The organism is Protofrankia symbiont of Coriaria myrtifolia, from assembly GCF_900634755.1.
GTDB classification, from domain to species: Bacteria; Actinomycetota; Actinomycetes; order Frankiales; family Frankiaceae; genus Protofrankia; species Protofrankia coriariae.
Window position 1 is genome coordinate 1 of the sequence record NZ_CAAAFS010000146.1, and the last position, 13374, is coordinate 13374.

Below are 13374 nucleotides of genomic sequence, written 5' to 3' on the forward strand. Positions count from 1 at the left end.
CGTCCCGAGTTGCGCGACGCGCCGTTCCTGCGTGCCTGCAGGGGCGAGCCAGCCGAGCATGTTCCGGTGTGGTTCATGCGCCAGGCGGGCCGCGCGCTGCCCGAGTACCGCAGGCTGCGCGCGGGCACGGCGATGCTCGACTCCTGCCGTGATCCGGATATGGTGACAGAAATCACACTACAGCCGATACGCCGCTTCCGTACGGACGCCGCGATCCTGTTCTCCGACATCGTGCTGCCCCTGGTCGCCATCGGGGTGGACATCGACATCGTCGCCGGGGTGGGCCCGGTCGTCGCGGAGCCGATCCGGGACGGCGCCGCGCTGGCCCGGCTGCGGCCACTCGCCGGCGACGACGTCCCGTACGTGACCGAAGCCGTCCACACGCTCGTGCGCGAGCTGGGGCCGACCCCGCTGATCGGATTCGCCGGGGCTCCGTTCACCCTGGCCAGCTACCTCGTCGAGGGCGGGCCGAGCCGGACGCACGCCCGCACCAAGCAGCTGATGTACAGCGCACCACAGGTGTGGCACGAGCTGGCCGACCGGCTCGCCGACATCACCATCGGTTACCTGCGGGTCCAGGTGGACGCGGGGGTGAGCGCGCTGCAGCTGTTCGACTCGTGGGCCGGGGCGCTGGACGAGGCCGACTACCGCCGCTACGTCCTGCCCCACAGCCGGCGGGTCCTCGAGGCGTTCGCCGGTGACGGCGTCCCCCGCATCCATTTCGGGGTGAACACCGGGGAGCTGCTCGCCGTCATGGCCGAGGCCGGGGCCGACGTGGTCGGGGTGGACTGGCGGGTCCCGCTGGACGAGGCCGCCCACCGGATCGGCCCGGGCCGGGCGGTGCAGGGCAACCTCGATCCGACCGCCGTCTTCGCGCCACGTGACGTCCTTGCCGAGAAGGTCCATGACGTGTGCTCCCGCGGCGCCAAGGCGGACGGCCACGTGTTCAACCTCGGGCACGGGGTGCTCCCCGAGACCGATCCGGACGTGCTCGCCCACATCGTCGAACTGGTGCACGATTTCTGAGCACCAGCCGTTTCCGAGCGCCATCCGCCCGCTGGCCGTCTTCTGAGCGCTGCTGCCGTCGACGGACCGGGTGCCTGGGACGTCGCGCCGACTCTTCTGGTCGCCGCTCTTCTGGTCGTCGTTCCGGGCGGCCTGGGCGGCCTGGGCCCGGCTGGTCGGCGGGAGGCCATGGCCGGGCATCTGTCGCGCGGCGCCGTGTGGCGCCTGTGGCGTCCGATGCGGCGCTGCGTAGGCTTTCTGTAAGCGATGTATGACCTGTTGTGGCGTCATGTGACGCCGTGTGGGTGGCCGGGTGCCTTTCCTCACCCTTGCCGGGCAATCTTTGCCCGTCGCGGTCGGATGGGCGGACGCGGGAGGAAACTGGTGCGGGTCACGCAACATGTGGCGGTCGGCCCGGGCCGGCGCGCCGCTGGACAGCGGCGGTCGGCACGCGGACGGTGGTCAGGCGTGTACGGGTCATACGTGTACGGGCCAGGTGTATCAGGCCAGGTGTATCGGGCGAGGTGGCCGTAACGGGAGGAGCGGGTCTGCATGCGGGTCGTCGTGGTCGGAGCGGGTGTCGCGGGCCTGGCGGCTGCCCATGCGCTGCGGGGCCGAGCCCAGGTCACCGTCGTGGAGGCCACCGACCGGGTCGGTGGCAAGCTGCGGACGACCCCGTTCGAGGGGCTGGAGCTTGAGGAGGGCGCCGAGTCGTTCCTCGTCCGCGTGCCGGACGCGGTGCGGCTGGCCCGTCATGTGGGCCTCGGCCACGACATCGTCCATCCGGCCACCACCAGCGCGTCGCTGCTGATCTCCGGCCGGCTGCGTCCGCTGCCTCCGCGGACCCTGCTCGGCGTCCCGACCGACGTGGTCGGCCTGCTGCGGTCACGGGTGCTCTCCCCGACCGGGCTCGTGCGTGCCGCGGCCGATCTGGTGCTGCCGCGCACCCCACTGCCGGCCGATCCCACGGTCGGCGGCTTCGTGGGCGCCCGGGTCGGCCGCCAGGTCGTCGAACGCCTGGTGGATCCCCTGCTTGGCGGGGTGTACGCGGGGCGGGCCGACGCCATGTCGCTGCGGGCCACGGTCCCGCAGCTGACCCCGATCATGTCCGAGAGCCGTTCGCTGCTGCTCGGGGCGTACCGGGTGCGGGCCCGCACGGCACCGGCCGACCCCGCGACCACCCCGGTGTTCGCCTCGGTGCGCGGCGGCCTGGGCCGCTTCGCCGCGGCCGTCGCGGACGCCAGCGAGGCGGAGATCCTGCTGGGGACGCGCGTGCGCAGGCTCAGCCAGACCGCCGCCGGCTGGCGGCTGAGCCTCGTCGGCAGCGGCAGCGGCAGCGGCAGCGGGCCGCGGGCCGTGCCGGACGGCGCCAGCGGTGACACCGGCGCGAGTTCAGGTCCCGGAGCCGACGTCGGCCCCGCAGCCGGCCCGGGAGCCGATCTGGGAGCCGATCTGGAAGCCAATGCCGTCGACGGACCGGGTGCCTGGGACGTCGACGCCGACGCCGTGATCCTCGCCGTACCCGTGCCCGAGGCCCGGCGGCTGCTCAGCCCGGTGGCGCCGCACGTGGCCGCGCCGCTGGCCGCGGTCCCGTACACGTCGGTGGCGTTGATCACGCTGCTCTACCGCGGGGTACAGCTGCCGCCGGGCAGTGGCTACCTCGTCCCGCCGCGCCAGGGCAACGTGATGAAGGCGGCCACGTTCCTGTCCGCGAAGTGGCCGCACCTGTCGGCGGACCCCGGCCTGAGCATCGTGCGGGCGAGCGTCGGCCGGGCCGGCGACGAAAGCGATCTGGAACGCTCCGACGTCGAGCTCGCCGGTGTCGTCGCGGCCGAGCTGGCCGCCGCGACCGGCCTGACTGCCCGACCGCTGGCCAGCCGGGTGACCAGGTGGGACACCGGGCTCCCGCAGTACCTGCCCGGCCACCTCGAGCGGACGGCGGTGGTACGCGGGATGCTGCCCGCCGGCCTCGCGCTGGCCGGCGCCGGGTACGACGGGGTGGGTATTGCGGCCTGTGTCCGCTCCGGCGAGGCCGCCGCGGAGACGGTGCTGCGTTCCGACGACGCGCTCCGGATCGGCCAGTGACGCGATCTCGGCTGCGGGCCCGTCCGCGGATGCTGGCCCGTTCGGTCGCCGGCAGGTTTTCGGACGGCGACCCGTTCGCGGATGGTGGCCCGGTCCGTGGGGTACTGGCAGGCCCCGGCCGGCCCGGTAGGTGACAATTAGGCCATGCCCGAGACTCCCACAGCCATCACCGAGACTCCCGAGACCGGGACCTCCCAAGGCGGTCCCGTCCCCTCCGCCCGGGAGCTCAACGCCGAGCTGCTCTACACCTCCTGGTCGGTCTTTGCGGCGCGCGAGGCCCTGCCCGCGGACCGGACGGTGATCGCGGCCGAGGTGGAGAGTCTGCTGGAGGGGGCTCTCGCCAAGGACGTCTACACCCGGGGTGTCTACGACCTGAGCGGCTACCGTGCGGACGCCGACGTCCTGCTGTGGTGGACCAGCCCCGACCCCGACCTGCTCCAGGAGACCTACCAGCGGTTCCGCCAGAGCGCTCTCGGGCGGGCGCTGGCGCCGGTGTGGTCGGCGGTCGGCCTGCACCGGCCGGCCGAGTTCAACCGCAACCACGTGCCCGCCTACGTCCGGCGCGAGGACCCGAAGGCGTACGTGTGCGTCTACCCGTTCAACAGGTCGCTTCAGTGGTACCTGCTGCCCGACTACGAACGCCGCGGCATGCTCGCCGAGCACGGGATCATGGGCCGGGAGTTCCCCGACGTCCGGGCGAACACGGTGTCCGCGTTCGGGCTGGGCGACTACGAGTGGCTGCTGGCCTTCGAGGCGGACGAACTGCACCGGATCGTCGACTGCCTGCGGCACCTGCGCGCCAGCCGGGCACGGGAGCACACCCGCCTGGAGACGCCGTTCTTCACCGGCGTCCGCAAGCCGATCGCCGACCTCGTCGCGGCCCTGCCGTAGGCCTCGCGGGGCCGCGACCGCCCGCCGCGGACCGTGCAGGGGGCGCGGCCCTCTTGCCGCAGCCGCGCAGGGGGCGCGGCCCCTGCCCACAGCCGCGCACGGCTGCGGCTCCTGTCACAGGCCGCGCGGTGTCGTGGCCGCGCCGACATGCTGACGGCAGGTGCGCGGGCCTGAGTGAAAAACGCGTGTGGGGCCGAGCGAGAGACGGTAGCGAGGGACGGTATGGACCCGATCGTTGCCGCGAACCTGCGTTCCTACACCGACGGCACACAGGTCGCCGACTATCTGGCCACGCCCTACCATTCCCGCCGGGTGGCGGACGCGACCGACCTGCTGATACAGGAGGCCCGGCGCCGGAGTACCCGGCCGCTCGTAGCCGACCTGGGCGCCGGGACGCGAACCGTCAGCGAAAAGCTGTCCCAACACGGCGCCCGGGCCGTCATGGTGGATCTCGGCGCCCACCAGCCCGGCCGGACGGCCCGCTGGCACATCCCGCTGGTACGGGCCGACCTCACCCGCCCTCTCCCGTTCCGGTCGGGGGCGCTGGACGGGATCTTCGCCGGTGAGATCGTCGAGCACCTTTTCGACCCGGTCGTCTTTCTGACGGAATGCCGGCGGATTCTGGCCCCCGACGGGGTGCTCGTGGTGACCACGCCCAACCTCGCGACCCTCCAGGACCGGATTCGTTTCCTGATCGGCCGAAGCCCCCGTCAGGTCGACCCCCAGCATCCCTACCTGAAGCTGCACATACGCCCGTTCACGTACTCGTCCCTGGTCCGGGCCTTCGACGTCTGCGGCTTCCGGGTCGTCGGTTTCCGCTCCAACTACGTGGTGCTGGGCGGAGAGGCGCGCAACGTCTCGTCACGGGTCCTCGCGCGGGTGTTCCCCTCGCTCGGGGGATCGCTGGTTCTCGCCGGTGTCAGGACCGGCTGAGAAGACGTCAGGACGGGGCGAGAAAACCCGACGCTGACGGCCGGGCGGTGACGGCCGGGCGGTGACGATCGGCTCCGAGCGTCGGACCGGCCGCGGCCTTCACGGGCTTCACGGCCGGGGCCGGCCGGCGCTGATCGCGCAGTGAGAACGAACCGTGGTCGGTGGTGCAGGTGCCGTATGGGCTCATGCCGTACACCGCGATGTCCGACAGCGGGCCGGAGTAGGTGCGCGCAGGGGGCAGGCCGGTCAGGGCGATGCGTGAGTTCGGGTCGTCGGGCCAGGCGAGGGTCACGTGCGGGTTGAAGCGGTCGCCGTCGGGCGCGGCCACCTCGTCGTAGCCGTAGCGGGCGAGCTGGCTCACCGCGGCCGGATCGGCCGGGACACGGCCTGCCAGCACGTCGTGCAGCCGCTCGCCGGCGGGGCTGAGCTCGCGCAGCCGTCCCCGGCGCAGCGGCTCGACTCTCCTGATGACCTCGCGTTGCAGTTCGACCCAGGCCGGTGACCGGCGGAAGTACAGCTCCGGCGCGCCCTGCGGGTTGTGCCGATACTCCTCGCCCTCGCCGTACAGCGGCGGCAGGGCCTGGGCCACCGCGCGGACGGCGTCGACAACCAGGGGTATCTCCGAGGGGCTGACGGCGAGCATGAACAGCGACACGTGCGGCTCGCAGACACCGCCGGCCGGGTCGTGGGGGTATGCCGCGCCGAGGCGGAAGTGCGACGGATAGCCATTGGCCGCCATCCGCCGGGCCAGGCCCGCGCTCGACGAGACCGCCTGCCGCCGCAGCGGAGGGGGCGGCAGGAGCACGACGTCGAGGGTGACGGTGGTGGGAGAGGACACTGCGCTTCCTCCGCTCGAAATGGTCAGGCCGTCCGCGCCGGCACAACCGGTGTGAACGGATTCCCGGCGGTACCGGAGCGCCGGCACACCGGATACCGACACAACGTATGGCTGGCCGGATGTGTTGCCGAACAGTGTCGCAGCTCATAGTGGGCGGTGTCCCGGTATCGGCACCGGCGTTTTCCGGTCGCCGGAAGTACGAACCGGCGGCCGGGAACCGCTGGGAAGTGGCGAACCGGCCGCTGGAAGTACGAAAAGCACAGCCCTGTTGTGTCGCCCGCGGCCATCATTTCATGACCGCTCTGGTTATCCGAGAAATGTTCCTGTCGCGACGACGACGACAAGGCCGGCGACCAGCGCCGGCAGGCCGATCCGCACGCCGAGGACGGTGTACTGCCAGGGGCTGACATGGACGTCGAGGCGGGCCGCGGTGGCACGCCAGAGCAGGCCGGCGAGCGCGCCGTGCAGGACGAGCACCGGCCCGAAGTTGACACCGAACAGCAGCGGCCACAGCTGGTCGGGATTCGCGTCGATCTCCGGCAGGCCGATGAGCAGCGCCGGCAGGTTGTTGATCGTGTTGGCGCCCAGGATGCCGAGCCCGGCCACCCGTACCTGCGCGAGCCAGTCCGACCCGCTGAAAAGAGCGCCAAGGCCCAGCTCCGGGGAGGCCGCCGTGGCCACCACCCCGAGGCTCACGGCGAGGGCGGCCGCGCCGAACGGAAGGTCGCTGACCCGGACCGTGCGGGTCAGGGCGAACAGCACGACGTCGGCGACGAGCGCCACCGCCCAGGCCGGCACGCCGAAGAGGTCACCGACGGTGAAGCCCAGGACGACGAAAACCACGATCGGCGTGCCGAGGCGCAGTGCGCGCGGATCCACCGGGTCCCTGACCTGGTCGTGCAGGGCCGTGGCGGTGTCGATCCGGCGGTAGCCGTACCAGCCGACCACCACCGCCACCAGCGACGCCGGCCCGAGCCGGGAGACGAAGTCGGCGACACCCAGGTCGTAGCGATCGGCGGCGATCAGGTTGGTGAGGTTCGAGATCGGCAACGCGCTGGACGCCAGGCAGGCCAGCAGGACCGGCTGCATCGCCAGCATGGTCGGGTTGAAGCCGTGCCGACGCGCGATGCGGATGTAGAGCGGGGTGAGCAGCACGACCGAGGCGTCGAGGTTGAGGAACGTGGTGACCGCCGCCGCGAGCACCCACAGGCCCAGTCGTGGGTTCGGGCCGGTGTCCACGAGCGCGGCCACCGACGAGAAGAACCCGAGCCGGTCCAGCATGGCCGCGAGCGGCACGGCCAGCAGCAGGAAAGCCAGCGGTGACACCAGCGGCCGGACGGCGTCGACCGCCTTGTCGCCGGCCATGCCACCGATGAGGAGGAGTGTCACCGCGGCGACGGCTGGCACCACCCAGTTCGGGATCCGGGCCGGGCGTATGAACACGCCGAGTACGGCGGCGGCCAACAGAATGATCCGAACGGCCGCCACCGCACACATGCTAGCGCCTGGTGACAGAAGCTCCGGATGCGCCCAGTGGTGGGACGGATCCACCCGAAGGGTCGGAGCTGAGGGTCAGAAGGGCGCCTCGACCGGCAGCAGCCGTACCGCGTCCAGGTGCCGGTCGAGCTCGCCCAGCTCGAAGCGGCACATGCCGATTACGTGCCAGATCTCGCCGGCGAGGTCGCCACCGAACTTGTAGCCGCCGTCGGGCGCCAGTGCCGCCCACCCGCTCTCGTGGCCGACCAGTGTCACCGCCAGGCCGGTGGGTCCGGACCGGCCGACGTTCCACAGCCGGGCCGTGCCGTCGTCGCCGCAGCTTGCCAGGCGGGTGCCGTCCGGGCTGAAGTCCAGCGACCAGATCCGGCGGGTGTGCCCGGCCAGCGTATCCAGACGGCCTCCGCTGGCGATGTCCCAGAGCTGGACGACCAGGTCGTCGCCGGCGGTGGCGAGCACCGTGCCGTCGGGGCTGAACGCGGCCGCCCACAGCCGTCCCCGGTGCTGGGCGAACACCCGCAGCAGCTCGCCGGTGGCGGCGTCCCACAGCCGGGCCGTGCCGTCGTTGGACGCGCTCGCGAGCAGGCTGCCGTCCGGGGTGAACAGCACCGCGTACACACGGTCGGTGTGGCCGGTGAGCGTCCGCCGGCACTCGCCGGTCTCGGTGTCCCACAGCCGTACCCCGCTGTCGTCGCAGCCCGTGGCGAGCAGCCGGCCGTCCGGGGCGAACGCGAGCGAGCGCACCCGTCCCTTGTGGCCCTCGAAGGTCCGGATGTGCCGGCCGGTCCCGCGGTACCACAGGCGCACGGAGTCGTCGTCGTTCGCGGTGGCGATTATCTCCCCGTCCGGGCTGAACACCTGGGCCCACACATGGTCGGTTTCGACCCGCAGCTCCCGTTCGTAGCCGCCGGTGTCCTGGGTGCCGGGAGCGTCGAGGTTCCACAGGTGCACACCACCGGCGCTGCTGGTCGCGGCGATGCGCCGGCCGATGGGAGTGAAGATGGCGGAGGTGAGACGGTCGGCGGCACCGGTGAGCTCCCCGTGACGCTGCCCGGTCCGTGGATCCCACAGCCACACCTCGCCGTCGTTGCCGCTGGTGGCCAGCAGGGAGCCGTCGGGGCTGAAGCGCACCGAGTTCAGCCGCCGGCCGTGCCCGGTCAGCACGCGGCACGCGCCGCTCACCGGGTCCCACAGCCGCGCGGTCCGGTCGTTGCTGCTGGTCGCTATCTGGCCGCCGTCCGGGCGGAACACCATCGGCCAGACCGCCCCCTTGTGCCCGGTCAGCTCGTGGCGCTGCTCGCCGGTGGCCGGGTCGATCAGCCGCATGACCCGGTTGTTGTCGCTGCTGGCCAGCAGCGTCCCGTCTGGGCTGAACAGGACCCGGTACACGGCCGCGCCGTGGCGGGTGAGGATCCGCCGCTGCGTACCGCCGGCCACACCCCACAGCCGGACCACACCGGCTATGTCGCCGGTGGCCAGCAGGTGGCCGTCCGGATGGAAGTCGAGGGTGTAGACGGCCCGTTCGTGCCCGACGAGGTCCTCCCGGAGTTCGCCGGTGGCGGGGTCCCACAGGTGGACGCCGCCACCGTCGCCGGCGGTGGCGAGCAGGCTGCCGTCCGGGCTGAAGGCCAGCCGGAAGACCTCCGCCGCGGTTGATATCCGTTGGTGCAGCTGGCCGGTCGCGGTCTGCCACAGCCGCACGGTGCCGTCGCTGTCGCCGGTGGCAAGCAGGCTGCCGTCCGGGTGGAACGCCGCGGTCCACACCCGGGAGGCGTGCCCGGGCAGCAGCGCGCGGACCTGGCCGCCGGCGGTGTCCCACAGCCGGAGGGTGCCGCTGCTGTCACCAACGGCGATCAGGCTGCCGTCTGGGCTCGGCTCCACCGGCCAGGCCCAGTCGCGGTGACCGCCCAGCGTGTGCAGGCAGCGGCCGCTCGTCGGCTCCCACAACCGGACGGTGGTGTCGTTCGAGCCGCTGACCAGCACCTCCGACGCGTAACGGACGATGTATGCCCGGCTGTGGTGGCCCTGCAGCGTCTGGAGCGGACGGCCGGTGGCCGCGTCGCAGAGGAGGATGCCGCCCTCCTCGCTGGCGATCGCCAGGATCCCGCCGTCCGGGCTGTAGACGACCGGGTCCGGGATCCGGCCGGTCTCGAAGCCGAAGGAGACACCGAGCGCGGACGGTACGAGACCGACGTGCACCTGCTGGCCTGGGGCCACGGCGGCGCCCTGCCGCCGCGCGTCGGCGAGCAGCGCCGGGTCCGCGCTCGCTCCGACGATCGCGCTCTGCCGCAGCCGGGCGCCGTCGATGCGGGCCCCCCGCAGGCTGGAGCCGAGCAGGCGGGCGCGGGTCAGGTCGGCGCCGGTGAGGTCCGCCCCGCTCAGGTCGGCCTCGTCGAGGCGGGCGGCGACCAGCCGGGTGCCGCGCATGACCGCGCCGGTGAGATCGGCACCGGTCAGGATGGCGTCGGTGAGGTCGGCGTCGGTGAGGTCCACCGCCCGCATCTCCCGGTACGACAGGTCCTCGCCGCGCAGTGACACCCCGCGCAGGTCGCTGCGGATGGGGGTCCGCAGCCGGGCACTGACCTTCAGCGCGTTCGCCCTGGTCACCTCCGCGGCGTCCGGGTCGGCGAGCACGCGGGTGGCCCAGGCCCGGGACGCCTCCGCGGTCGCCAGGTCGCAGAGGAAGTCGATGGCCAGCTGGGAGAAGTGGCGCCTGGACAGCAGCGGCGGGTCGGTGACCCCGCGGGCGAACTGTCGGGCGACATCGTTGGCCACGAACCATTCGGTCACCGACAGGTGAATGAAACCGAACAGCCCGTCGTCGGTCCGGGCCAGCAGGCTGCCCGCTCCCATGGCGTGGACGGTCTGCTGGGCGGACAGCCTGCCGCCGGCCAGCCCGGTGAGGGCGGCCGCGACCTCGCCGAGTTCGGCCAGCCGCAGGAACGGCTCGTTCGACTCCCACAGCCGCAGCGCGAGGGTCGTCACCGCCGTCCACAGGTCCTCAAGGCTTAGGGTGACCGGCGCGCCCGGCACCCCCTGGGTGCGCACCACCTCACCCCTGAGCCAGGTGGTGAGGATCTCCCGGTAGAGCCCGGCCGCGGACAGGGTGTGCCGGGCGCTCGCGACGCTGGTGAGCTGTTCGGCGTCCAGGTCGGCGATGAAGCTCAGCATCCGGGGGTTGCGGGACAGTCCGCCCAGGTCCTGGATCCGCTTGATGAGGTCGAGCCGTTCGTCGGCGGCCGCCTCGTCACCGTTGTAACGGTTCACCAGGTAGGTACGGATCTGCGAGGGGGCGAACTCCTCGATGTTGAGGACCCGGCGCTGCGGCAGCAGGCCGACCTTCGCGCCGAGCGCGGTGAACACCTGCGAGTTGGTCTGGAAGTGGTGGGTCCGGCTGGCAACGACGATCTTCGCGTCGTTGCTGGCGGCCGCCAGCAACGTGTCGAGATGGTCCGCGGCCCGGTCGTAGGTGACCCGGCTGACCAGCTCGTCGAACCCGTCGAAGAGCAGGACGATACGGCCGCTGCGCAGCAGGTAGCGGAACGCCTTCAGGTCGATGAAGTCCCGCCCGTGGTGGGCGAGGTGGGCGGCGACCATCCCGTCGACGTTGTGCGCCTTGTCCAGGGCGCGCAGCTCGATGAAGATCGGTGTCAGATGGGGCAGCTCGGACGGTATGCGCCGGGCGACCTCCCGCAGGGCGAAGCTCTTGCCCCGGCCGAAGTCCCCGAGGACGAGGATGAAACGGCCGTCGTCCTGGCCGAGCAGCCGCAGCAGTTCGTCCGTGAGGCCCTCATGGACGGCGCGGTCCACGCCGATGAGATCGCGGTAACGCTGCGACACGTACAGCTCCGCCCGGTAGCGCGGGTCGTCCACCAGCCGGGCGGTCTGGTCCGCCACGAAGTCGCTGAGGTCCAGCAGCCCCTGGAACTCGGTGAAGCTGCGTACCCGCACCCGGCGGCGCAGCGCCTCCTCCCGCAGGGTCTGGTGCACCGGAAGGTCGGTGACGATCTCCGAGTGGAGATCGGGCGCCAGGGCGTGCACGTGATGGACGAAGGCCTCCACCTCGGCCAGGCCGATCGGTCCGAGGTGGGCGCCGATGCGCAGCTGCCGAACGTAGCCGTCGTCGTCGTAGGTGACCAGCAGATGCGGGACGGCGCCCCCGATCTGGCGGATCCTGGCCTGGTGGTAGCGGGTCCGGCAGACGTCGGCGATCCGCTCGAGCTGCGTCAGGAGCGGGTCGGGCGCCTCGTGCGGGGCGCCGGCGTCGGAATCGCCACCGCCCCCGGCCTCGGAGACGTTGATCGTGGGATACGACCCGCTGCCGCTTACCGTGCCGGGGAAGGTCGTGCCGACGGCGTGCCAGGTGCGGCGCAGCCGCCCCGCCGCCCCGGCCCGGGCAGTGCCGCCCACCGGCCGGGCCGGGCCGTCACCGTCGGTCCACCGGGTCAGGCCGTCCGGGTCGATCGTCAACAGCTGGAGCCGGCCGGGAGCGGGCGCCGAGACCACCGGCAGGCCGGACTTCAGCGCACCGGGGACCGACGCGGCCCCGGACGCCGACGGGCCGGTGCCACCCGTCCCCGCCCCCGTTCCCGCGCCCGGTGACTGCAGCCCCGGCAGGAGCAGGTTCAGCCGGCCGCCGAGGAGCCGGTCGAACGCGGTGGTGTCGCGCAGCACGGCGGACTCGTCGACGGCCTGCTCGCCAGGCCCGCCGCCCGGCGGCGCCGGCGGGTGGAAGACGGCGCCGATCCGCAGCACCCCCGCCTGTTCGAACGGCCGCAGCTGGTGGGCGAACCAGGCCGCCTGGGCGGCTCCGACGTAGCCGTAACGGTCGCTGTCCCGGTGGCTTTCGGCCATGGTGGAGTTCAGACCCGCGACGACCACGTCCAGGTCGGGGACGTGGAAGAGGGATCAGGGCTGCGCGCTGTCGAACAGCGGGCCCTCGATGCCCTGGTAGACCTCCCGGAACAGGTTGGCGAAGTGCCGCCACTTCGGCCAGTAGGGGGGCTGCGGCTCGATGTCGTCGGCGTCGCAGTTGGCGAAGTAGGCGCGGGCGGCCGCCTGGTTGATGTCGTGGCTGCCCGGGACGAGCACGAGCCGGTGCGCCTCGAGGCTCAGCAGCGCCCGCAGGCCGGCCAGGAACGTCAGCGCCTCCTCGAACTCCCGGGGGTGACCGGTGCTGGTCAGGTCGCCGGTGACGACGAGCAGGTCCGGGTGGGGGGCGCCGGCGTGGATGAGCCGCGTGACATCACCCCACAGGCGTGCCTGCAGCTCCCCGGCGGAGCGGACACCGTCTGCCCCTCGCCGGGGTATCCGCGGCGCGGCAAGGTGCAGCACCGTGACGGACGGCCGCGGCCCGCGTGCCGGGGCCGCCGCCAGTGGGTAGGCCGGCGCCACTACGGGCAGGCGCCGGGTGGTGACGCGGCTCGGTGGGACGAGCTCGTCGATCTCCGCCGCGGGGACGGCCTGGGCGTCCGTCGCGAGCGGGTAGCCGGGGCCGGTCTCGGGTTTCGCGCGTCCCCGCAGCGCGTCGGAGACCTTCTTCAGTAACAGCTCGCGAGCCTTCCGGGGGTCGGTGACACCGACCAGGTCGACAAATGTGATCATGGACAGCAGTCCGTCGAGCTCGCACTCCTCCGTGCGTACCGTGACGAGCTTGCTTTTCGAGGTGTCGGGGTCCAGTGCGACCTGCCATTCCAGGTTCCCCCACCTGGATTGCATATAGCTGCGGGACAGTACCGCGATGACGAGAGTTGCCTCGCTCACCCCGCGGTCGATGAACTCCTTGAAGTTGCTGCCTGGAACGAAGTCCCAAGCCTGGATCATGGTTCGATAACCGGCGCTCTCCAGCTCCCAGGCGATCCAGGACGCCCAGCGTTCATTGGCCGCCGAGTAGCTGATAAAGAAGTCCAGGGGGCTGCCCGCTCGGGTCGGATGGGCTTGCGACACCATTTGCCCAGTATGGCCCAGGGGATACCGCGTGGCAGGACCGGCACGCCGCGTCATCGGATGTTTTTTGGAGTTTTGTTAAAATTTATATTGTTTTGTCCTTTTCGGTTGGTTTCCGGTTGCCGGCGGGCTCCGGGTCGGGCCAGCGCCGGGCAGACCACGGGGCGGCGCCGGCCGCGGGC

8 protein-coding genes are annotated in these 13374 nt (G+C 72.2%); 4 read left to right on the forward strand and 4 right to left on the reverse strand.

Annotated features, from left to right (window positions below):
• The first annotated feature begins 9 nt into the window (after window positions 1–9).
• The 4 genes from hemE to CM1CMNOD_RS08280 all read left to right on the forward strand — a co-directional run bounded on the left by hemE (window position 10) and on the right by CM1CMNOD_RS08280 (window position 4914).
• Window positions 10–1026 carry a uroporphyrinogen decarboxylase gene (hemE, locus tag CM1CMNOD_RS08265; RefSeq protein ID WP_131796204.1) on the forward strand — a complete coding sequence of 339 codons (1017 nt, stop codon included), beginning with the start codon at window positions 10–12 and terminating at the stop codon, window positions 1024–1026.
• 531 nt (window positions 1027–1557) lie between these two features.
• Window positions 1558–3090, forward strand: coding sequence for a protoporphyrinogen oxidase (gene hemG, locus CM1CMNOD_RS08270; protein ID WP_013873221.1), 1533 nt, complete (start codon window positions 1558–1560; stop codon window positions 3088–3090).
• 144 nt (window positions 3091–3234) lie between these two features.
• Window positions 3235–3981 carry a hydrogen peroxide-dependent heme synthase gene (gene hemQ / locus CM1CMNOD_RS08275; RefSeq protein ID WP_013873222.1) on the forward strand — a complete coding sequence of 249 codons (747 nt, stop codon included), beginning with the start codon at window positions 3235–3237 and terminating at the stop codon, window positions 3979–3981.
• A 222-nt stretch (window positions 3982–4203) separates the two neighbouring features.
• Window positions 4204–4914: a class I SAM-dependent methyltransferase gene (locus CM1CMNOD_RS08280; RefSeq protein WP_013873223.1), complete on the forward strand. Its 711-nt coding sequence runs from the start codon at window positions 4204–4206 to the stop codon at window positions 4912–4914.
• 7 nt (window positions 4915–4921) lie between these two features.
• Here CM1CMNOD_RS08280 and CM1CMNOD_RS08285 read toward each other — a convergent pair whose 3' ends face one another.
• The 4 genes from CM1CMNOD_RS08285 to CM1CMNOD_RS22305 form a co-directional block, all read right to left on the reverse strand.
• Window positions 4922–5752 (reverse strand): hypothetical protein, encoded by an 831-nt coding sequence (locus CM1CMNOD_RS08285; RefSeq protein ID WP_013873224.1) that lies wholly within the window; start codon window positions 5750–5752, stop codon window positions 4922–4924.
• Window positions 5753–6058: 306 nt separating this feature from the next.
• Complete coding sequence (locus CM1CMNOD_RS08290; protein WP_013873225.1) at window positions 6059–7249, reverse strand: SLC13 family permease; 1191 nt, start codon at window positions 7247–7249, stop codon at window positions 6059–6061.
• Between the two features lie 75 nt (window positions 7250–7324).
• The gene (locus CM1CMNOD_RS23575) at window positions 7325–12127 is read right to left on the reverse strand and encodes an NACHT and WD40 repeat domain-containing protein (RefSeq protein WP_013873226.1); all 4803 of its coding nucleotides are present in this window, start codon (window positions 12125–12127) and stop codon (window positions 7325–7327) included.
• Between the two features lie 27 nt (window positions 12128–12154).
• Window positions 12155–13192, reverse strand: a complete 1038-nt coding sequence (locus CM1CMNOD_RS22305; RefSeq protein WP_206437630.1) for a TIR domain-containing protein — start codon at window positions 13190–13192, stop codon at window positions 12155–12157.
• Between the last annotated feature and the right edge of the window lie 182 nt (window positions 13193–13374).